Consider the following 21209-nt stretch of genomic DNA (forward strand, 5'->3'; position numbering starts at 1 on the left):
AATTATTTTACACTAAATTTCCATATAAAAGGAGAAAATTATGGGTCCAAGAATGGAGTCATGCATGAAGCAGGAGAACCGTCCCTGTTAATTATTCCTTAATACGGTAATAAATCCGTCGAGTATGTGGTGGCTGACTGTAAAGCCTTTGCGCTGATAGAATTTTAAGGCTTGGTCATTGCCGTTTGATACAAAGATAAAATGATCTGTAATGGTTTCAAATGACTGCAGCCAATCCATAGACTTTTGAAAAAGGGTGCTGCCAATTCCTAAACTTCGATAGTCTTCTTTGATATAGAACTGGGACAGGCAGCCTACTTCTTCCGTTTGGACGGAGCCGAAATCGAAAAATGCGTCACAATTTAACGTAGCAAAACCACCCGAATAGGTTTCCTTTGGAGAAATATTGCTATACGCATATCCCACCATTTTCTCCCCCACTTTTGCGGTAATAATATAATTTGCAGTCGCACTTTGAACCGACGGAATCATTCGTGTTTCAAAACTCATGTTTTCAAAAAACTCCGGATGAATAGACGCCTTCGTCTTCTGGTAGGCCATTAACTCGTTGCATAAATCTTGAATTGAATATAAGTATTCTTCAGTCAGCACTTCGTATGTAATGTTCATCATAACTTTCCCTTCTATTAACATACTTTTATTCCTATTTTATAGGATTCTTTCGAAAGTAACACTGTTCATTATGGGGCCATTGAAAAGGGGCGATAACATTTTATTTAGATAGGCGAAAAATCGCTGTTTTCTCTTAGCAATCGTGTTATAATATTGCGTATTATTGGTGAGTTTACATTTATAAAAAAAGAAGTGTAGCGAAATGAAGAGCATGGCGTTGAGGACGAGGCAGAGAACGGTTTTTTTGTTAAATAAATATTTAACCGGTGATTCGATCGATTACAATCAAATCATTGATATTATTATTCCTTTGTTTGTCGATCAGGCCTTCTTGGTGTTAATGAGTTTGCTGAATACGGCAATGGTGAGTTCTGCTGGTGTGGCGGCAGTGAGTGCTGTCAGTATGGTAGATTCATTGAATATCTTTTTGGTGAATGTCTTTATAGCGGTTGCTACTGGGGGCACGGTAATCGTGGCCCAATTTAAGGGCAGCGGTAATATGAAGATGGTATCAAAAACAGCTACACAAGCGATATCGGCTGTGACGATTTTCTCTTTGTTGCTGGGGGCACTCGTGATTGTTTTTCATTCGCAGATGTTAACCCTTCTGTTTGGAAAGGCGGAAGCCGATGTTATGCAAAATGCCAGAATCTATTTAATCGGCAGCTGCCTATCCTATCCGTTCATCGCCATCTTCCAAGCAGTAACAGGTGCGCTAAGAGGCGTTGGTGAAACGAAACCATGCTTAAACCTATCGTTATTACTGAACCTGAGCAATACAGTTCTTAACGTATTATTGATCATCGTATTCCATTTGGGTGTGGAAGGTCTAATTATCGCGACGATTGCGGCGAGATTGCTGGGTATGGCCGCATCGTTATTGTATATCATTAAATACAACGATACGATTCATTTTAAAATAAGAAATGCCATTCATTTTGATTTTTCCATCTTAAAGAAGGTCATGTTTATCGGACTGCCTTTTGCGGCTGAACAAATTTTTTTCAACGGGGGTAAGCTGCTCACGCAAACGTTTATCGTAACATTGGGGACATTAGCGATGACGGCAAATGCGATCGGCGGGTCGGTTACTCTATTATTTCAAATTGGGCCCAATGCCATTGGTATTGCCTTGGTGACAGTAGTCGGCCAATGCATTGGAAGAAAGAATATACAGGATGCAAGGAAATTTACCAAATCATTGATGGGACTTTCTTCGATTCTTTTTGTGGTCACATCTTTGATTTTACTTCCTTTTTTCCCGTTGTTAATGAAGTTGTTTCATACACCAGATGAAATTGTCCCAACTATCTTTACCTTAATTGTAGTATCTGCGATTGCCCAGCCATTATTATGGCCGATCAGTTTTAATATGCCCGCTGCATTAAGAGCAGCAGGAGATTCAAATTTCACTTCTGTTGCATCGTTACTGTCGATGTGGCTGTTAAGAGTGGTGCTTGGTTATCTACTCGGTATTACCTTTGGATTTGGTATAATTGGGGTTTGGGTCGCCATGATTATCGAGTGGGGTGTGCGGGGGACGATTTTTGTTTGGAGATTTAAAGGGAAAAAGTGGTATGCACATAAGCTTGTATAATAAGAGATAAATAGTATGGCTAAAGGGTCTGTCTTTTTATAGATAGGCCCTATTTAAATGCGTTACATCCCAATTGTAAGGAAATTGTAAGGAATCGCTACGTACTAGATATGGAAACCGTGCTATCGTTTTTGGAAACAATGGTCGATTAAAGGGTGAATTGTAATGGTAAAACAGTTGAACAGTGGTCCAGTAATCCAAAAGGAAAAAGAAACCGCCACTAAAATGATCCATTTGTATTGTAAAAAGAAACATCATCAGCGTCAACTATGCCCAAAATGTCAAGACTTACAGGACTATGCTCTTAAACGGCTTTCCTATTGTCGGTTTGGGAAGGGAAAAACGGCGTGTTCTAATTGTAAAGTCCATTGCTACCAGCGTGATTACCAAAACCGAATAAAAACGGTCATGCGTTATTCCGGCCCATGGATGCTGGTCTATCATCCGGTTTATGCTGTAAAACATCTCTTAAATAAATAAGAAAATTTTTTATTAAAAACCTCTAGAAATATTATCCAAAAAAGTATAGTATTAATATTGGATATAGAGAAAATTTGCTCTAATCTATAATGATTAATTTGTCATTAAGACATTTAAATTAGAAGGCAATGATTTTCTAGATGGATGCTAGAACTTAAGCCAAAATAAGCCACTGTTAGGGGTGCGCTTATTTTGGCTTTTTTATTTTCTAATATGCGGTGGAGGGGAGGGATTGGATGCAACATGGAGTCGATGAAGTAAAACGACGAAACTGTTTGCTCGATATATATATTGATGTAAATTTGGAACGTTATTTCTCCGTTCTATCAAACGATGCAGATCCCTTCTTTATCGTTAATATGTCTGGAAAATTGGCCTATGTGAACAAACACTGTGAATTACTTTTGAAGTGCCCTAAAATAGAATTAGAAAAGCTATTTCTCAATGATCTTTTTAGTCCGACATTTATAGATGAGAGTCAATCCTTTTTTCATCAAAAGAGCCGGGATAAATTAATAAATTTTGATTCAAAAATCACCCTAAAATCGAGGGAATTCATGGATGTGAACGTTACGGCATTCCCAATTCTTTTTGATAAGGAAGTAGTGGGCAACTATGTTGTTCTAGAGGATATCACAATGATTAAAAGGGAGAGAGAGCTGCTCGCTGAAAAGCAGGCAGTGGCCGGACAGCTGGCAGCCGGAATCGCCCATGAAATCAGGAACCCGATCACGGCAATTAAAGGATTCCTACAGTTAATCATGAGTGAATATACAGGGGATATGATGTATTTTAAAGTGGTAGAATCAGAAATAAATAGAATCGAAGGCATTTTAAAAGAACTGATGATTCTTGCTAAACCAAACCAAACCCACTATGAAGAAGTAAACATCCATGTGCTGCTAGAACAAGTTCTCGCCCTGATGGAATCTCAGGCGTTATTATATAATGTAGAGGTTGAAAAAAAGTATAGGTTTACGGATGAAACCATAATCGGCGACCAAAATCAGCTTAAGCAAGTGTTTATTAACTATATCAAAAATGCCATTGAGGCCATGCCAAATGGAGGAAGTCTCTTCATTGAGGGGTCTTATTCAGATATATCCTGGGTCCAGATTCGAGTAATTGATCAAGGGGGAGGCATCCCATCAGATATTATCGGACGAATTCACGAGCCATTTTTTACAACGAAAGAAAGTGGAACGGGACTTGGCATGTCTGTTAGTTACCAAATTATTGAAGAGCATAAGGGGAAGGTTAAGATTATGAGCAATACGCAAGGAACTTGCGTTGAGGTCCAATTACCAATGGTAACTTAATATTGCTAGATAAGTTGTTATCGTGTTACACTAAAGGAGTCTAATGTCTAGCAGTCATTAGGTTTGCAATCTATATTGGTAAAAAACTAAATGATGCTCAACATATGTATGGTAAATGGAAGAAACTATATAAATAGTCGTCTTACCGTGGCCTGACTTCTTAACCTGGAAGTTGGGCCATTTTTGTTATTGCCGAAAAAGGAGGGATAGTCATTAAATCGACCCAAGAAAATTTGCTTTATCTTAGCAGTGTGTTCAGCAAACTGGTTAAGCGCAGATTTGGCAAAGGCCCTGAGACGTGTTATGTGTCTCTTAAGGGGATGAGATTATACGTCTACTTAAAGAGCTATTTGACGCCGGCAGAAGAAGTTTTGCTGGAAAGTGATGAGTTGTATCTGGCACATAAATTCCGTTCTAAAGTGATTAATGCCGTTATCAAGGAATTTATTCCGGAAGTCTCAGAAGTGTTGGGAGTGGAGTTTGACCGCTTTTACCATGACTGGAATTGTGACACAAATACAGGAATGATTCTGTTGGAAAATGGTTTCTCTAATGATGTGGCGAAAATTGACATGCCTTTTGAAAGGGAATTGGCTCAGCTAATTGAAAAGGTAGGCATGCATTATCATAAAAGCCCATCCCAATTAAAGGTTGTGAAATACACACACAATATTTGTGCGATTGAATTAAAAGAAGTGTTGTCACAGCTGGAGGAACTTGTCTTTAAGAAAGGGAACATGGACCTGCTGCTCTATCAATCTATTGAGATTAAGCGGGGATATATGATGCACAAGATCCAATTCGAGGATTTATTTCCCCGTATTATTGAAGATTTATTTATGTTATGGGATTATGAGAACGATCGCAATTATTTAGTCTTTGTTTTTACCAGGTAAATGATTTTTGTATTTTTTTCAATGAAGCCGGCTCGGGGCCAATGGTCCTGTGCCGGCTTTTTTATTAAGGAAAGGACAGGAGCAACAAGCTTTTTGCTCCCAACTATTTTCGTGCAAGTGCAAATGAAACAGTCTAATTTTTTAAAACATGAGTATGATTTTAGTAAGAGAAGGAGGGATAGGATGAAATCAATTGGAATACTAGGCGTCGGCCAAGCCGGCGGGAATATAGCCGAAATAGCTGCCACCATGGGCTTTCAAGCCGCGTTGATCAACACGAACCAGCGCGATGGCGCGGTCAATGCCAGAGTGGAGAAAAAGTACTTTGTTCCGGGTTACAGTGGTGCCGGGCAGGATCGTTCTATCGGTGTGCGGGCGGTTAATGAAAACTACCGGGAAATTATCGATTTTGTACAGAAGTCTTTTAAAAATATTAGGCTTTTATTGGTGGCCTTCTCTACTGACGGCGGCACCGGGTCCGGCATGAGCCCGTTACTTATAGATTTACTGATAGACCAGTTGCCAGGTATTCATATTGGTGCCATTCCAGTATTGCCAGACCGCAATGTATTAGCGGGCAACAGGATTAACGCTGCGGAATGCATGGAGGAGCTTTCTAAAATAACTGGGCTTTCGTCTGTATTCCTCGTGGATAATGACCAGTTGCGCAAATTAAACCCGCAATCCAGTAAACATCAAATCTATCTTTCCTCTAATCGACAAGTAATGGAATCCATCAATCATGTGCTGCAAGTAACCAAAAAAAGCTCCTTTTATGGGAATTTTGATGAAACTGACCTTATGAATATTCTCAATACTAGAGGTGTAACGGTCATAGCTTCGACTGCCATCACTGATGCCAAGACTACAGCAGATGTGGCTAGCAAAATACAACAATCTTGGGCAACCTCCATCTTTTGTCCGGTTGAATCTGCAGGCGTAATTCGTGCCGGATTAATTTATGAAGGTCCTGAGCCAATCGCTAAACTGATCAATATCCCATCAATCTTTGAAAGAGTAGGGGAGCCGCTGGAATTATTTGAGGGTACTTATATCTCTGAATCTGACCCGACGGTAACAACCATTTTAGCAGGGCTGTCATTTCCCAGCCATCGCCTCCATGGTCTTGAAGAAACCCTTGAGAAAAATAAGGAACGCTTGCAAAGCCTAGTCAATAAGGAGCATACCCAAAACTATGAGTCGAAAGTTTCTTGGGCTTCCGGTTTAAAGGCTAAAACGCCTCATAAATCCACGGAATCCGTATTTTCTAAATTGAATAAATATCAAAAGTAAATGATAATGGAAGGCTGGCTCATTTCGGAGTCAGCCTATTGACAGTGGCACCCCTTTGTAGGCGAATTACTTTCTTTTTCTTCCGACAGCTGCCAAAAACAGGACAAATTCCTCTTCTCCGTCTAATTGCAAAATCTCATCCACCATCTTTTGGTCATATATGCCAATAGCGCAGGCTCCAGCATTAATTGATTCACTGGCTAAATACAAGTTTTGGCTGACATGTCCGATATCGATAAGAATCTTCTTGTGGGCGGAAACGTCATATTTCCATTCCGAGCGGTAAGGGGTCGTACTCCACGCAAAGGCTACGGCTGCTTTTTTGGCGAAATTCGGGACAAATGGCTGCTCGAGTGTGATTGCATCGAGTTTGTTGTCAATTTCATCCAACTGAAACATAAATAATAGCTGGTGTTCGATTGGTAAATACCGATAGATTCCCTGTGGAATGCCGTCAACCCGCATGATAAATAGATAGGTTTCAAACGTATGGGTGGCTCCACTGCAGGGAACAGTTCTCAATGTCAGTCCGGTTTTAGTCGAACCGGAAATGCCCTGAGTGGCCCAAAGCAAATAAGATAATTCTTCCAGCGTCAATGACTCTTGACTATAAAAACGGGTGCTTCTTCTATTTTTAATAAGATGGTAAATGTCATGTTTTTTCACCACGTTTTCCGTAACCTCTGGGAGAGGGACAATCGTTGATTCGGGTTCATATGCCTTTATACTTGAAGGCTTTGGAAGTCCGTTCATCTTGTCTGTTCGGATTTTCTTAAATTCAACAAAGTTAGACTTTAAAAAATTTCTCTGAAGTTCAAATCGTGTCATGCTTATTTCCTCCAGTCCTATCAATAATCTTAAACGATTCTTATGAGAACGTCTGTGACCTGCGTCATTACATTAGGAGGCAGTAACTGGAAATATAAAAAAAGAAGCTGAAATTAAACAGCTTCATTTTGTCTAGCAGTTTTTTATCGACTCGATACTTTATTTAAAAATTGTAAGGTTCGCTGATTGCTGGTTTGTTGGAAAACCTGTTCCGGTGTTCCCTTTTCGACGACAACACCTTGGTCCATAAAGATGACCTGATCGGCCACGTCTTGGGCGAATTGCATTTCGTGAGTGACAACGACCATGGTCATATTTTCTTTGGCTAAATCCTTCATCACTTTTAAAACCTCTCCAACAAGTTCGGGGTCTAAGGCGGATGTAGGTTCATCAAACAGTAATACCTGCGGATCCATCGCCATCGCCCTGGCAATCCCAACACGTTGCTGCTGACCGCCAGATAATTGATGAGGATACATATCGGCCCGTTCTTTAAGTCCGACTTTTTCTAGAAGTTTTCTTGCCTTTGCCTCGGCGTCAGTTTTTGATCGTTTTAAAACCGTCACTTGCCCTTCCATGACATTTTCTAAAGCAGTCAAGTGAGGAAAAAGGTTATAGCCTTGAAAGACCATCCCGGTGTTTTTTCGAAAATCCACTACTTCCTTTGATTTCAGTTTCGCTCCTGCCTTAAACTGGATGATTTGATCACCTAGCTGTATATTACCTTGATCCGGAATCTCCAAAAGGTTTAAACACCGGAGCAAGGTGGTTTTTCCCGAGCCAGACGGTCCGATAATGACGGCGGTTGTCCCCTTTGGAATGGATAGGTCAATTCCCTTTAAAACTTCAAGCGTACCAAACGATTTATGCAAGTTCTGAATTTGTATCATCGAGTTTCACCTCCATTATTTAGCGACACTTCTCTCAAACCGGGCTTCTAACCAGTTCTGGAGATAAGAGAGAACGGTACTGAATATCAGGTAAATGAAGGCCACTTCGATGTAGATCCAAAGCGGTTCGTAGGTATAGGCAGCAATTTGCTGTCCTTTCTGGAACAGTTCCGTTACCGTGATTGTGGCCGCAAGCGATGTGTCTTTGACTAAACTGATAAACGAGTTGCCAAGCGGCGGCAGGGATACACGAATCGCTTGTGGAATGATGATACGCCGCATCGCCTGAGATTTGGTCATCCCAATGGAATAGGCAGCTTCCCACTGTCCTTTCGGGATAGAAAGAATCGCGGCCCGGATAATCTCTGAACTATATGCTCCAACGTTAATCGTAAAGGCAATCACGGCTGCAGGGAACGGGTTTAAAGTAATGCCTAAACTCGGCAATCCATAGAATAGAATAAAAATTTGCACTAGCAAGGGGGTGCCACGGAAGATCCAGACAAAGAATCTGGCGATTACGTTAAGCACCTTGATATTGGTAATCCGGGCCAAGGCGATAAAAAAGGCCAAAATGAGCCCTAATACAAAAGTAATTAATGTCAATGGAATCGTAAACTGGATTCCTGCTTTTAATATAGGAAAAAAGGAATCACTAAGGATTCCTACAATACGGTCAAATCGTTCTTGATCGGCAAACATTTGGCTCCAGTCCTTTACTTAGATACGTCCTCGTTAAAATATTTGTTTGAAATTTTTAGGTACGTACCATCTTTTTTCATATCAGCAAGAGCACCATTCACAGCCTTAGCCAGTTCATCTTCACCTTTCCTGAAAAGGAACGCATTGTTTGTACTCTCAATTTTGTCATAAGCGACTTTAATTGGCAGTTCCGGGCGCTGCTTTTTCAAATCAAGGTAAGAAAGACTGTCGTTAAGTGTTGCATCAATACGGCCCGAAGTAATCAGGTCTATGGCTTGATTAAATCCGTCAACCACGGTATTGGTAGCTCCATGTTCTTCAGCAATTTTGCGGTAGTTACTGTCTAGAGATTGTCCTACTTTTTTGCCTTTCAAGTCATCCAAAGTTTTGATATCGTTATTATCTTCACTTACAATTAAAACGGCTTTTGAAACAATATACGGATCGGACATGTCGTATTTCTCCAAGCGCTCAGGGCGAACTGCCACTTCGTTTGCCACCATGTCATAACGTTTGGAATCAAGGCCGGCAATCATGCCATCCCATTTAGTTTCAACAAAGACAGGTTTAATTTTCAGACGTTTGAAAACTTCTTTTGCAATTTCAACATCGAAACCAGTTAACTTTCCTGAATCATCGTGAAAGGTAAACGGAGCGTAGGTTCCTTCTGTTCCAATCGTGATTTCACCTTTTTCTTTTATTTGATCGTAATGGCTTTGTTTTTCGCCAGTACTCTCTTTTTTATCATCATTATTGCCGCATGCACTTAAGGCAAAGGCAAAAAGGATTGCGGTAAAGATAAGTGCAAATTTCTTCATGTCTTTCAACTCCTAGTTATTATATTGGAATAATATTATTAGACCTTTACTAAGATATTACGGGAAAATTTAATTGTCAAACAAACGGTTCTAACCATCCTTAATGTCTCACCCAATTAATGGCTTTATTCTAAAAAAATTTAAATCCATTGGGCCTTACTCAGCTTCTTAAAATACGTTCTACATCAAATTCATTTATATATTTTTAGGTGGAATGCATGATTTCCAATACCGCACGTAAGTATTAAAAAGCAAAACATTCACAGAAAGGAGAAAGATCTTTGAGAAATCCAATGAATGGTTATGGGCCTTATAATATTTACAGTTATTTTGTCGGTACAAACCCACCTACATCTTGGAACCCATCTCCCAAGAGTCCCAAAATCCATCAGCATGCTCTTTTAAGTCCGTTTACCTTTGTTGTCGGGGATGTCACCATTAGGGAAAACTCATTTGTTGCTCCGTTCGTCAGTATCCGTGCAGACGAGGGCACTCCTTTTTATATTGGCCGTAATACCAATCTCCAGGATGGTGTGATCCTTCATGGTCTAAAGGACAAATATGTTGAAAAAAATAATCAAACATTTTCTATTTATATTGGAAATGAAGTTTCATGTGCCCACGGTTCCCTCATCCATGGCCCAAGTTTATTAGAGGACAATGTATTTATCGGTTTTAAAGCAATTGTCTATAACGCTAGAGTGGGAGAAGGCAGTTTTATTTCCTCTGCGGCAGTTGTGACTGGGGGAGTGACACTAAAGCCTAAAAGCTTTGTCCCTCCAGGAGCCTACATCGACACGCAAACAAAAGCCGATTCATTAAAAGAAGTGCCAAAAACCGAAGAGGAGTTTGCAAAAGAAGTCCAGCGTGTCAACCAAGAGTTTCCGTCCGCGTACTCACTATTATTAGGGAAAACAAGATGTTCCTGCGGACTGGCCTGCTAAAGCCTCACATCAGGATTTCCATTTCACTTCTGCCTATATAGGAGTGAAATGGGCACCACTATACAATCATTAGGAAAAAACATAATCAACTTTAGGTTGTATTCAAACAAAAAAACAATTTTTCATCAATTCTTCATTGAATTAAAAATAAAATCTATTAAAATAAAAGAAAGCGATGACATTATGGTGTTCTTTTAAATGTTAACGTTAACATTAATACAAGGAACTCAAACTCAAGGAGGCCGCAGAATGAAAAAGTACGTTATTTGTGGAGTCAGTAATCGGGCAATCAATATGTTTATAAAACCATTAATCAACGAATTCTCAGAAGAGAATCGTATTGTTGGGCTGCTCGACCCAGATTCACTGCGTTTTAACGTTTGCAAAGAGCAATTTCCACAGTTGGAACACGTCCCTACCTATTCACCAGAGCAATTTAATCAAATGATTGACCAAACCCAACCTGATTATGTTGTTGTTGCAGGCAGAGATGATTCCCACGTGAATTATATCCTCGGAGCGTTACAAAACGATATAGACGTAATGACAGAAAAGCCTATGGTAACGAATGCTGCCGATGCCTATCGTGTGATGCAGGCGGAAAAAGAGAGCAAAGCAAAAGTAATTGTGACGTTCAATTATCGTTATAACCCTTTCCATCGTAAAATAAAGGAAATGATTCTTGAAGGAAAATTGGGAAGAATCACATCAGTTGATCTAAACTGGTATATCGACACCTTCCATGGCTCCAGCTACTTTAGGAGATGGAACCGTAACCGTGAAAATTCTGGAGGCTTATCCATTCATAAATCGACCCATCATTTTGATTTGGTGAACTGGTGGCTCGACCAAAAGCCCGAAGAGGTGTTTGCCTTTGGTGCCCTAAACTATTATGGTCCGAACGGCGACCTTAATCCTCGCAAAGTGCCTAGCCGGTTTTGCGGAACATGTGAGGATAAAGCAAATTGCGATTACTTCATGAGATGGAATCCTCGCAGCGGCACCAACAATGTAAAAGATGACCACCTTCTTGCAGGTGTGTATAAAGATGTTCCATATACTAATTATCGTCCTGATGCTTGTATATATGATGAAGAGATTAATATCGAAGATACCTACACTGCAACAGTGAAATATGATGGTGGCAGTCTGCTGAGCTATTCTATCAATTTTTCTCTTCCGTATGAAGGGTACCGTCTGGCGATTAACGGAACAAAAGGCCGTATCGAAACAACAGAATTCCATGAACCTTCGCGGATACCGTTTAAATACCCTGAGCAGACCATTGAATATTTTCCGCTTTTCGGCGCCAAAGAAACCATTGAAGTTGTCAAAAATGCTGGGGGCCATGGCGGAGGGGATCCAGTGTTAATTGCGGATTTATTCCTAGGACCAGACCCGGCCAGAAAATACCCAATTTTAGCTGGTTCAGAAGCAGGTGCTTATTCAATTGCCGTTGGGGAAGGAGTATGGCGTTCTGTTCAGGAAAACAAGCCAATCAAGATTAAGGATTTACTCCAAGAACCAAAGGAATTAGTCCAAAAATAATTTCTCTGAAAGAACATACCTCCAGTCTCATAAGAGACAGGTGGATGTTCTTTTTTTTATTGCCTCGTGTAAAACTTGCATTCTCTCATTATCTTAAAATATTATAAAAAGTCCGAAAAATTATTAATTTCAACTGAAATCGTTTTCATTTAACATTTGAAGTGAACAACCAATTTGCAGGGAGGCAGCATGTTATGAAGGATGTACAAGTGGAAATTGAGAGTTCCAAGCCGATAAAGCTAAAGCCAACCAGATCTTGGCGTACCTATTTGGGTGGAAAATTAATTGATCAACTGCATGGAATTGACGATCCAAAGGATAGCCATTTCCCGGAAGAATGGATGATTTCCATTGTTTCAAGCAGAACAATTGGCCGCGAAGACGATGGGTTGAACAAGATTGACCTTTCAGATACGGACATTACCTTAAAAGAAATAGTGGAATCTAATCCCGAAGAGTTTTTAGGAAAAAGACATGTTGAAAGAATCGGCTCTCAGACAGGGGTTTTAGTCAAGTTGATCGATTCTGCCGAGCGGTTAATTATTCAGGTGCACCCTGATAAGGAGAAGGCACAAGCTTTCTTCGGTTCAAAATATGGTAAAACCGAGTGTTGGCACTTCGTGGGGGGCAGAGTAATCAATGGGGAACCGCCTCATGTATATGTTGGTTTTAAAGCAGGTGTCACAAGGGAACGGTGGGTAAAGCTGTTTCTGGATCAAGATATCCAGGGCATGCTCAGCTGCCTTCATAAATACTATGTTTCACCTGGTGATACTTTCCTCATTGAGGCGGGCGTTCCCCATGCCATTGGGCCAGGCTGTTTATTGGTAGAAATTCAGGAACCGACAGACTACACGATTCGAATGGAAAGAACATCCCCTTCAGGATTGTATATTGAAGATTACTTAATTCACCAGGGAATCGGTTTCGATAAAATGTTCGATATCTTTAAGTATGAGTCTTTTTCTTGGGAAGAAACGCTAAAAAAATGGCAAGTCAATCCCCAAGTCTTAACTGAATCAGAGGGGAATCGGGAAACCGAACTAATTGGATACAGGCAAACACCATATTTTCGGATGACCCAATTGGAAATTACTGATCAGATGAGGATTCAAGGGGACGGAGTATTTTCGGGAATCTACATCCTATCCGGCAACGCATCCATCATTACGGATGGAATAACCCAAAACGTAAACAAAGGTGACCAATTGTTCATACCATCCCAAGTTTCCAGTTTTACCATTATTAATAACGGGGATGATCCATTGAAGGCGTTGAGACTATTCGGACCAGAAGTTTGAGGCAGGCCATATTGTTGATCTATTTGGGAATGGCAGGCACTAAAAGAATGGAATAATCGCAGTTTAATAAAATCGATTTGACAGGTTACGATAAATTTAGACAAAAAATTGCCTAAAATATCTTAAAATTTTAATAAAACATATTAAAATCTTTAATTTATTAAAGAAACCGTTTTCATTAGAATGGAATCAAGAAAGGAGGAAATCAGATGGATCTTTCAAGTGGAGTTACTGAAACATCGATCGAAAGCAAAAAGACAGTGAAAAAAAAGAAAATAAATAAGGGTAATCTTACCCCCTATCTTTTTATACTGCCTTCCCTTATCTTAATAATAGGATTTCTTTTTTACCCAATAGGAACTGTATTTTATTACAGTCTTCAAAACTATGATATAGCAGCGCCTTTCTATAATGGCTTTGCTGGTCTGGACAACTTTAAAACCATCTTTACGGAAGACAAAATGTTCCTGCCAAGCTTGTTAAACAGCTTGAAATGGGTTGTATCAGAAGTAGGACTTCAATTGGTTTTTGGTATGATCGTTGCCTTACTGTTGAATCAAACTTTTAAACTTAGAGGATTGGTACGGGCGATTGCCTTTATTCCTTGGGCGATTTCTGGGGTACTTGCTTCATCAATGTGGTCGTTAATTTTCAACGAACATATGGGGGTACTGAACGATTTACTCTTGAAATTAGGATTGGTGAATGAACCACAGGCTTTCTTGGCTGGTACCACTACAGCATTTACAGCGGTAATCCTAGCCGAAATGTGGCGAGGAATTCCATTCTTCGCGATTACCTTGCTGGCTTCCTTACAAAGTATTCCTACAGAATTATATGAAGCGTCTAAAGTGGATGGCGCAAGTAGATGGAAAACCTTCATCTATGTTATCTTACCGCAATTGAAAAATACGATTGTTTTGACAACCTTACTAAGGGTTGTTTGGGAATTCAACAACGTCGATCTTTTGTTTAACTTAACGGGCGGTGGTCCAGCACATTCTACAACCACACTAACCATGTACATTGCTGACTTAGCGGTTCATGGAAGCAATTTCGGGTATGGCTCTGCATTAACAGTCGTTTCCTTCGGCATCTTGTTAATCTTTGCGATGATTTATCTGAAATTATCCCGTTATGAAAAGGAGTGACGTCTGGATGTTATTTAATAATAAAAAAGTTGATAAATTGCTAACTATGTACCTTCCGATAACTTTCATGCTGTGTTTCACCATTTTCCCTCTATACTGGACAGTTAACACAGCGTTTAAGCCAGAGGGAGATATTATCAAACGTCCATTGCAGTATCTACCGGCTCATCCGACAATTGATAACTTTGTTAATGCTTGGACGAATATCGGATTTGCCACTTTCTTTAAAAATAGTGCAATCGTCGGCGTAACAGCTGTGATTGTGGTTCTTGTCTGCTCAACCTTATCAGGTTATGCGTTAGCAAGATACCAGTTTAAAGGAAAACGGGCTTTCATGCTCATGCTCTTATGTACCCAATTTATCCCAAGAGCGATGATGATTATTCCATTGTTTATCATATTCAAAAATCTCGGATTAATCAGTAGTCCTCTTTCCTTAATCATTACGTATTCAGCAGTTGAAATTCCGTTTACTACCATCTTAATGAGTGGGTTCATTGCAAACGTACCAAAAGAATTAGAAGAAGCTGCTATGATAGATGGCTGTAATAAACTGCAATCATTGCGCCATGTAGTGTTTCCGTTATTATTACCAGGTATAGTTGCAACAGGGGTATTCACTTTCATTTATACTTGGAATGAATTCTTAATCGCCTTGATGTTGACCAACAAACAAGACAAGTTTACCCTCCCAGTAGGATTAAGTTCCATGATGGGTGAGTTTAACGTTAACTATGGGGCTTTGGCAGCAGGAAGTGTAATCGCTTTAATTCCGGCAATCTTGTTATTCGCCTATGCGCAGAAACACCTTGTCAATGGTATGGGTGGGGCTGTGAAAGGTTAATATTAGAAAACTCACCGACTGGCGAGCCCTAAAGGGCGGTTCATGAGGCGTAGTTGTACTTATGCATGACAGGAAAGTTTTATACTACCCTGTCGGCTAAAAAAATAAAGGGAGGCAATTTCATGTATAAGAAAAAATTAACAACGACTGCTCTTGCGCTTACCGTAGCATCCAGTATGTTTCTAACTGCATGTGGCGGGAGCAGCACAGAGGAAAAAGCCAGCACAGAAAAAAAACCAGCCGCTAAAACTGATGAACCAGTAACATTAACATTCTGGGATGAAAACGCAGGGCCAGCTCGTACACCAGTTTGGGAAGAAGTCATTAAGCGATTTGAAGCTAAGTATCCTAATATTACTGTTGAATATGTAGGAATTCCGAACGCTTCCGCAAAATCAAAATATGATGCAGCCATTGCTGCTGAAGATACTCCAGATGTAGGTTCTATGCAAACTACATGGCTTCCAGAGTTCTCTATTCGCGGAGCTTTGAAACCACTTGATTCTTACTATAAGAAATCAGAAGTCAGCAAGAAATTGAACGAAGGCGCTATTAATGTAAACAAAGAAATTACCCAAGATAAGAAACTTTATGGTATTCCATATGCACAAAACTTGGATGCCCTGTGGATTCGTTCAGATTGGTTTGAGCAAGCAGGCGTAAAAGAGCCAAAAACTTGGGACGATTTCTTCACTGATATCGAAAAATTAAGAGACCCAGCTCAAAATCGGTATGGCTTTACTATCCGCGGTGGTGCTGGTGCGTCCTTCACCATTCAAAGAGCGATGTTTGCTTACAGCGGCTTAGATTACTTTGATAAAAATGGCAAAACGAACATCAATGATCCAAAACACGTAGAGTTTGTTGAAAAGTACTTCTCTTACTATGACAAATGGACTCCAAAGAGCGATATTACAAACGGCTATAAAGAAATGACAGCTGCATTTGATACTGGTGTTGTAGCAATGGTGCACCATAACCCAGGTTCTTATGGCGAGCACAGCAAAGCATTACCAGCAGGCACTTATAAGATGATTCCACTTCCAACAACCGACAAGGGCCAATATGTGGCTGAAGGTGGAAACGCTGTTAACCTAGGTATGTTCAAATCAACAAAACATCCTGATGAAGCTTGGAAATTTATCGAATTCGTGAACTCTGCAGATGCTCAAAGTTACTGGAATGAACAAACTGGTCAAATTCCGACTAACAAAGATGTATTAGATGATGATTGGGTACAAAACGCACAACATATTAAAGTGGCATTCGAAGTTTACAACAATCCTAAAACAAAAATCTATATGCCACCATTCTATTTGCCTGACTACCGCTCCATCCTTGACACTATTGTTGACCCAGGCGTACAAAGTGTTATGAGCGGAAAGATGACTGCTAAAGAATTCTTAGATCAATGGGCAAAAGCAATCGAAGATTCCAAAGCAAAATACGACAAGACTTTTAGCAAAAAATAAGCTAGCCTTACTGGGTGTTGATACGATTAACACCCAGTTTGTCTATACCTCTAAATTTGCAAATCAAATAGCAGAATCCGCAAAAGAAACTAGTATTCTCGCAATTAAACGGACATTATAGGTAAAGGAGATAGGAGAAATGACAACCAAACAAATCACAACCGAAACTCCGTTATTGATGGCGGAAAAGGCAAGCCGTGCACTGATGGAAACGTTCCGTGCTGAGGACCTTCCACCAGTAAATGCTTTCCATTATCATCAGGGAGTTTATCTCTATGGGGTATACCGAGTGTATCAAGCAACAGGTAATGAAGAGTATTTTGAATATATCAAGGCATATTACGATAACTTGATTGATGAAGAAGGCAACGTCTGCTTTGATCGTGACCAATTGGATTCAACAATGGCAGGAATTTTACTGTTCCCTTTATATGAAAAGACTAAAAATCCAAAATATCTGATTGCTGCAAAACGTTTAAGGAGTGCTTTAGACACCATTAACAGAACGACCGAAAATGGTTTCTGGCATAAGGAAAAATATCCATATCAAATGTGGCTAGACGGCCTGTTTATGGGTGGACCTTTCATGCTGTTGTATAGCCAGCAGTTCCATGAAGAAGAATTGATTCAAATGGTGCTTCTGCAAGAAAAGCTGATGAGAAAGCATATGACGGACGAAACAACCGGTCTGCTTTACCATGCTTGGGATGAGAAAAGGGTACAGCCATGGGCAAACCGTGAAACCGGCTGTTCACCGGAATTTTGGGGACGTTCTGTAGGTTGGTATGGCACAGCCTTAATCGATTTGCTGGAAATCCTTGGTGACAAGAAACGTGGTCAAGAAGAATTAATCAAATCGCTTCAAAGCTTTATCCCAGCCATTGTCCAATTCCAGGATGAAAAGACCGGTCTCTGGTATCAAATCGTTGATAAAGGTGATCGGGCAGACAACTGGCTCGAGTCCTCCTGCTCTGCATTATTTATTTACTTCATTTCCAAAGCAATTAAACACGGCTACGTGGATGATTCTTATCGTGCAGTCGTTGACAAGGCCTACAAAGGGTTGCTGGAGTACATGGTAGAAGAAAAAGAAACAACGCTGAATCTAAATGGTATCTGTATCGGCACATCAGCAGGTGTTTATGATTATTATGTGGAACGTCCTACCTCCACGAACGACTTGCATGGAATGGGTGCCTTCATTTTAGGCAGCATGGCTTATTACGACCTTATTAAATAATTTGATTTCACTTCTAAGTTTTTAACATACGGACAGTAGATATTAACCTTTCCTTATGCCTGCATTTGAAGCATAGGGAAAGGTTTCTATAATTTTTGGGGAAGGAGGACTATTTTACTAGATTGTAAAACTAAAGACATGCCAAAGGTGGTTAAAGTAAATGAAGAGATATAATGTATTTCTCTCGATGATGTTAGTAACATTACTGGTTTTCAGTAACTTCGGTGCAAAAACATTTGCAAAGACAGACACCTCTGTACCCTCATCGCCTGTAAATTTACAAGTACCAAACCTTGCTTTTGATGAAGACAGCATTACCCTAGTGTGGGACAAACCACAGGATTACAGTGATATCGTAGACTTCAATGTTTATATGAATGGCAAAAGGATTGGAAGCGCTTTAAAAGATAACGGAGGACCAGCAAAGGCCTATATTGATAATTTCTATAAAAATATCGACAAAGACAATTTCCACGTTGATATTCTGATTCATAATTTCACAGTAGAAAATCTTAAACCAAACAAGTCATATGAGTTTTATGTGACATCTGTCAATACAGATGGTGTTGAATCTACACCATCTAATAAAATTGTGGCAAAAACAACGCCTGTGCCTGACGTTTTCAATATTGTAGATTATGGAGCTACTCCAAACGATGATACGAAAGACACAAAAGCAATTCAGGCAGCGATCGATGCCGCAACACCTGGGGCGAAAGTGGTAATACCTGAAGGCAAGTTTATCTCTGGAGCCATTTGGCTGAAATCTGATATGACATTACAAGTTGACGGCTATTTACTTGGATCACCAGATCCTGAAGATTACAGCGGAAATTTCTGGGTATACGATTATTCGACAGATGAGCGCTCCTATGCACTCATTAACGCCCATACTTATGATTACGGAAGTATTAAGAATATCCGCATTGTTGGAAAAGGAACGATAGATGGAAATGGGTGGAAGCAGGATCCCAATTCCCCAACCGTCGATGAAGCAGGGAATGAATTGCCTCGCTTACTGGCCGGTAACAATTCCAAAGTAACTGGCGATGTAAAAGTTGAAAATGGAAAAATGAGCCCGCTCCACCTTGATTCTCCTAATACATACGGGATATTGGCAGCAGCCCAAACGTATGCAGCTCAAGTGGATGGGATGAATGCTAAGTCGGCCTATTCTACTCGTTCCAATCTCATTACGGTACGCGGTGTTGATGGCATGTATTATGAGGGAATTACCCAACTGAACCCGTCTTTCCATGGGATTGTCAACCTTCATAGCAAAAATATTGTCGTAAATGGAACCACAGCTAAAACCTATGATGCCAATAATGCTGATGGCTTCGAGTTTGGCGATTCGCAAAACATTATGGTTTTTAATAATTTTGTAGACACTGGTGATGATGCTATCAACTTTGCGGCAGGAATGGGACAAGCTGCAGCTGATGAAGAACCTACTGGAGAGGCTTGGATTTTTAATAACTATATTCGCGAAGGCCACGGTGGAGTGGTTACAGGAAGCCATACCGGCAGTTGGATCCAGGACTTTTTAGTAGAAGATAATATCATGTATAAAACAGATGTCGGCCTGCGCGCAAAAACGAACACGCCAATGGGAGGCGGAGCAAGGGATATCCTATTCCGGGACAATGCATTGGAAGGCATTGATGGTGACGGCCCGTTCGTCTTTACATCCTCTTATGAAGATGCCAATGCCGCTATTCTTTATGAGCCAGCACAGCAAATATCGCAATTTAAGAACATTCGAGTAGAGAATACAACAGTTCGCAACCAAGGTGGAAGCAAGAAACAATCGATTCTGGTAACAGGAAACAGTGACGTTGGTGAGGTCTATCACGAAAACATTATATTTAAAAATGTAAAATTTGATAAAGTCTTTTCGACTAATTTGAACTACGCAAAGGATTTAAAATTCATTAATGTATCGTTTACAAATGTTCTCGATAATGGTGGAAATCCTTGGAGGATTGCAAACTCAACAGGTCTTGTATTTGAAAATACAACAGCAGCTCCTGACGATGCCGTTCAGAAACCGGAATGGTCTAAAGAGGCAGCTGTAGAAGCAGTTTCGTCGGTCGACGGTAAAAGTGTAACATTAACATGGAGTGGAGCGTCAGACAACACAGGCGTTGCAGGATATACAATCTTTAAGGATGGAAAGAAAATCGGAAACACTTATACAACAACGAAAAATACAACCTTTACGGTTACTGGATTAACCCCAGCCAAGGAGTACAACTTCAAGGTGGAAGCAACGGATGCAACGGGAAACCGTACTTCCGATGGTCCGAAAACCCAAGTAACAACAAGTGGAAAAGCAGATGAGACTGCTCCTATTGTTCCAAGCAATGTCGAAATAAAAGAGCCTGTAACAACTATTCCTGCAAGTGATACTTTTAGCGGGAAAAAAGTAGAGGTGGTATACCCTGGATTCACTTGGGCATCGGTTACTTGGCAGGCAGCAACCGATGACACGGGTATTGCCGGATACAATGTTTATGCTAACGGAGAATTACATGGATTTGCTGAAACCAATAGCTATACCTTAACTGACCTTCAACCTGGTACCAAATATAATATTGAAATTGAAGCAGTCGACTTGGCAGGAAATACAGCCCGATATGGTTCTTCCTATGAACTGGAAACAGCTGTCCCATATAGCATCGGGGCTCCAAAATTTGCCGGCGGCATCCATGCGGAAATGGGAGACGATGGGAAAAGTGTAACCCTTTCTTGGAATGAAGCAACCGCTGCTAATCAAGAAGTTTTCGGCTATCGTGTATATGTGAATGGCCAACCGATTAAACCTGAAGGGGCAGAATTTACCCCAATCAATACTGACATGACCACAAAAGAAACCTCTTATACCATTACAGATCTTAAGAGAGGGAAAGAATACACCTTTAAAGTGGAAGCTGTCGCAAAGGGAATCAAATTTTCCAAACGTGAAAGATTAGCTGGCAGTGAGGAAAATCTTAACGGTCTTGTAGCAGTTCCAGGCTATAGATGGAGTGGGTCTGGACCAAGCATAACCCTTACCCTTAACAAGGATTTTAGCCGCAGTAATGGAAATGGAAACGGTCCAAAAAAATAAAATAATCATATTTTAAAAGAAGAGAAAGTTTTCCAACTAGTGGAAAGCTTTCTCTTTGCCTTTAATGAGACAAAACTCACTTCGCGAATGAAGAATTTCAGATAAAATATACCTGTTTACCAAGCGGCAAATATAGTTTAT

The 21209-nt window shown here is 40.3% G+C and carries 18 protein-coding genes; 13 read left to right on the top strand and 5 right to left on the bottom strand.

Annotated elements, in window-relative coordinates:
• Window positions 1–87: 87 nt before the first annotated feature.
• Window positions 88–633, bottom strand: coding sequence for a GNAT family N-acetyltransferase (locus BN2425_RS16220; protein WP_235714663.1), 546 nt, complete (start codon window positions 631–633; stop codon window positions 88–90).
• Window positions 634–835: 202 nt separating this feature from the next.
• Between BN2425_RS16220 and BN2425_RS16225 the strand changes: the two genes are divergently transcribed.
• From BN2425_RS16225 to BN2425_RS16245, 5 genes are all read left to right on the top strand, one after another.
• Entirely contained in the window at window positions 836–2230 is a 1395-nt protein-coding gene (locus BN2425_RS16225; protein WP_042461620.1) for an MATE family efflux transporter, read from the top strand.
• Between the two features lie 165 nt (window positions 2231–2395).
• The gene (locus BN2425_RS16230; protein ID WP_042461622.1) at window positions 2396–2710 is read left to right on the top strand and encodes a nitrous oxide-stimulated promoter family protein; all 315 of its coding nucleotides are present in this window, start codon (window positions 2396–2398) and stop codon (window positions 2708–2710) included.
• A gap of 236 nt (window positions 2711–2946) precedes the next feature.
• Entirely contained in the window at window positions 2947–4029 is a 1083-nt protein-coding gene (locus tag BN2425_RS16235; RefSeq protein WP_052352907.1) for an ATP-binding protein, read from the top strand.
• A 251-nt stretch (window positions 4030–4280) separates the two neighbouring features.
• A complete protein-coding gene (locus BN2425_RS16240; protein WP_195891958.1) occupies window positions 4281–4925 on the top strand; it encodes a Na-translocating system protein MpsC family protein in 645 nt (214 codons plus the stop codon).
• Window positions 4926–5108: 183 nt separating this feature from the next.
• Complete coding sequence (locus tag BN2425_RS16245; RefSeq protein WP_042461626.1) at window positions 5109–6218, top strand: tubulin-like doman-containing protein; 1110 nt, start codon at window positions 5109–5111, stop codon at window positions 6216–6218.
• A gap of 66 nt (window positions 6219–6284) precedes the next feature.
• Here the strand turns inward: BN2425_RS16245 and BN2425_RS16250 are convergent, their stop codons facing one another.
• The 4 genes from BN2425_RS16250 to BN2425_RS16265 all read right to left on the bottom strand — a co-directional run bounded on the left by BN2425_RS16250 (window position 6285) and on the right by BN2425_RS16265 (window position 9456).
• Entirely contained in the window at window positions 6285–7046 is a 762-nt protein-coding gene (locus BN2425_RS16250) for a SagB/ThcOx family dehydrogenase (protein ID WP_042461628.1), read from the bottom strand.
• Window positions 7047–7189: 143 nt separating this feature from the next.
• The gene (locus BN2425_RS16255) at window positions 7190–7936 is read right to left on the bottom strand and encodes an amino acid ABC transporter ATP-binding protein (RefSeq protein WP_042461630.1); all 747 of its coding nucleotides are present in this window, start codon (window positions 7934–7936) and stop codon (window positions 7190–7192) included.
• 15 nt (window positions 7937–7951) lie between these two features.
• Window positions 7952–8638, bottom strand: a complete 687-nt coding sequence (locus BN2425_RS16260; protein WP_042461632.1) for an amino acid ABC transporter permease — start codon at window positions 8636–8638, stop codon at window positions 7952–7954.
• Between the two features lie 14 nt (window positions 8639–8652).
• The gene (locus tag BN2425_RS16265) at window positions 8653–9456 is read right to left on the bottom strand and encodes an amino acid ABC transporter substrate-binding protein (RefSeq protein WP_042461634.1); all 804 of its coding nucleotides are present in this window, start codon (window positions 9454–9456) and stop codon (window positions 8653–8655) included.
• 281 nt (window positions 9457–9737) lie between these two features.
• Here BN2425_RS16265 and BN2425_RS16270 point away from each other — a divergent pair, with 281 nt between their 5' ends.
• The 8 genes from BN2425_RS16270 to BN2425_RS16305 all read left to right on the top strand — a co-directional run bounded on the left by BN2425_RS16270 (window position 9738) and on the right by BN2425_RS16305 (window position 21068).
• Window positions 9738–10400 carry an LbetaH domain-containing protein gene (locus BN2425_RS16270; RefSeq protein WP_319922081.1) on the top strand — a complete coding sequence of 221 codons (663 nt, stop codon included), beginning with the start codon at window positions 9738–9740 and terminating at the stop codon, window positions 10398–10400.
• 249 nt (window positions 10401–10649) lie between these two features.
• Window positions 10650–11948, top strand: a complete 1299-nt coding sequence (locus BN2425_RS16275) for a Gfo/Idh/MocA family protein (RefSeq protein WP_042461636.1) — start codon at window positions 10650–10652, stop codon at window positions 11946–11948.
• 194 nt (window positions 11949–12142) lie between these two features.
• The gene (locus tag BN2425_RS16280; RefSeq protein WP_052352908.1) at window positions 12143–13249 is read left to right on the top strand and encodes a type I phosphomannose isomerase catalytic subunit; all 1107 of its coding nucleotides are present in this window, start codon (window positions 12143–12145) and stop codon (window positions 13247–13249) included.
• 209 nt (window positions 13250–13458) lie between these two features.
• Window positions 13459–14400, top strand: a complete 942-nt coding sequence (locus BN2425_RS16285) for a carbohydrate ABC transporter permease (RefSeq protein ID WP_042461638.1) — start codon at window positions 13459–13461, stop codon at window positions 14398–14400.
• A gap of 7 nt (window positions 14401–14407) precedes the next feature.
• A complete protein-coding gene (locus BN2425_RS16290) occupies window positions 14408–15244 on the top strand; it encodes a carbohydrate ABC transporter permease (protein WP_042461640.1) in 837 nt (278 codons plus the stop codon).
• 122 nt (window positions 15245–15366) lie between these two features.
• Window positions 15367–16716 (top strand): ABC transporter substrate-binding protein, encoded by a 1350-nt coding sequence (locus tag BN2425_RS16295; RefSeq protein ID WP_042461642.1) that lies wholly within the window; start codon window positions 15367–15369, stop codon window positions 16714–16716.
• Between the two features lie 139 nt (window positions 16717–16855).
• Window positions 16856–17956 carry a glycoside hydrolase family 88/105 protein gene (locus tag BN2425_RS16300; protein ID WP_042461644.1) on the top strand — a complete coding sequence of 367 codons (1101 nt, stop codon included), beginning with the start codon at window positions 16856–16858 and terminating at the stop codon, window positions 17954–17956.
• A gap of 160 nt (window positions 17957–18116) precedes the next feature.
• Entirely contained in the window at window positions 18117–21068 is a 2952-nt protein-coding gene (locus tag BN2425_RS16305; protein ID WP_052352909.1) for a fibronectin type III domain-containing protein, read from the top strand.
• The last annotated feature ends 141 nt before the right edge of the window (window positions 21069–21209 follow it).

The sequence above is a fragment of the Neobacillus dielmonensis genome, from assembly GCF_000612665.1.
In the GTDB taxonomy this organism is placed as follows: Bacteria; Bacillota; Bacilli; order Bacillales; family Cytobacillaceae; genus Neobacillus; species Neobacillus dielmonensis.

What these genes read in the sequence shown, in the direction of transcription:
- BN2425_RS16220 (WP_235714663.1), bottom strand. Translation starts at nt 633, where the DNA reads ATGATGAACATTACATACGAAGTGCTGACTGAAGAATACTTATATTCA.
- BN2425_RS16225 (WP_042461620.1), top strand. Translation starts at nt 836, where the DNA reads ATGAAGAGCATGGCGTTGAGGACGAGGCAGAGAACGGTTTTTTTGTTA.
- BN2425_RS16230 (WP_042461622.1), top strand. Translation starts at nt 2,396, where the DNA reads ATGGTAAAACAGTTGAACAGTGGTCCAGTAATCCAAAAGGAAAAAGAA.
- BN2425_RS16235 (WP_052352907.1), top strand. Translation starts at nt 2,947, where the DNA reads ATGCAACATGGAGTCGATGAAGTAAAACGACGAAACTGTTTGCTCGAT.
- BN2425_RS16245 (WP_042461626.1), top strand. Translation starts at nt 5,109, where the DNA reads ATGAAATCAATTGGAATACTAGGCGTCGGCCAAGCCGGCGGGAATATA.
- BN2425_RS16250 (WP_042461628.1), bottom strand. Translation starts at nt 7,046, where the DNA reads ATGACACGATTTGAACTTCAGAGAAATTTTTTAAAGTCTAACTTTGTT.
- BN2425_RS16255 (WP_042461630.1), bottom strand. Translation starts at nt 7,936, where the DNA reads ATGATACAAATTCAGAACTTGCATAAATCGTTTGGTACGCTTGAAGTT.
- BN2425_RS16260 (WP_042461632.1), bottom strand. Translation starts at nt 8,638, where the DNA reads ATGTTTGCCGATCAAGAACGATTTGACCGTATTGTAGGAATCCTTAGT.
- BN2425_RS16265 (WP_042461634.1), bottom strand. Translation starts at nt 9,456, where the DNA reads ATGAAGAAATTTGCACTTATCTTTACCGCAATCCTTTTTGCCTTTGCC.
- BN2425_RS16275 (WP_042461636.1), top strand. Translation starts at nt 10,650, where the DNA reads ATGAAAAAGTACGTTATTTGTGGAGTCAGTAATCGGGCAATCAATATG.
- BN2425_RS16280 (WP_052352908.1), top strand. Translation starts at nt 12,143, where the DNA reads ATGAAGGATGTACAAGTGGAAATTGAGAGTTCCAAGCCGATAAAGCTA.
- BN2425_RS16285 (WP_042461638.1), top strand. Translation starts at nt 13,459, where the DNA reads ATGGATCTTTCAAGTGGAGTTACTGAAACATCGATCGAAAGCAAAAAG.
- BN2425_RS16290 (WP_042461640.1), top strand. Translation starts at nt 14,408, where the DNA reads ATGTTATTTAATAATAAAAAAGTTGATAAATTGCTAACTATGTACCTT.
- BN2425_RS16295 (WP_042461642.1), top strand. Translation starts at nt 15,367, where the DNA reads ATGTATAAGAAAAAATTAACAACGACTGCTCTTGCGCTTACCGTAGCA.
- BN2425_RS16300 (WP_042461644.1), top strand. Translation starts at nt 16,856, where the DNA reads ATGACAACCAAACAAATCACAACCGAAACTCCGTTATTGATGGCGGAA.
- BN2425_RS16305 (WP_052352909.1), top strand. Translation starts at nt 18,117, where the DNA reads ATGAAGAGATATAATGTATTTCTCTCGATGATGTTAGTAACATTACTG.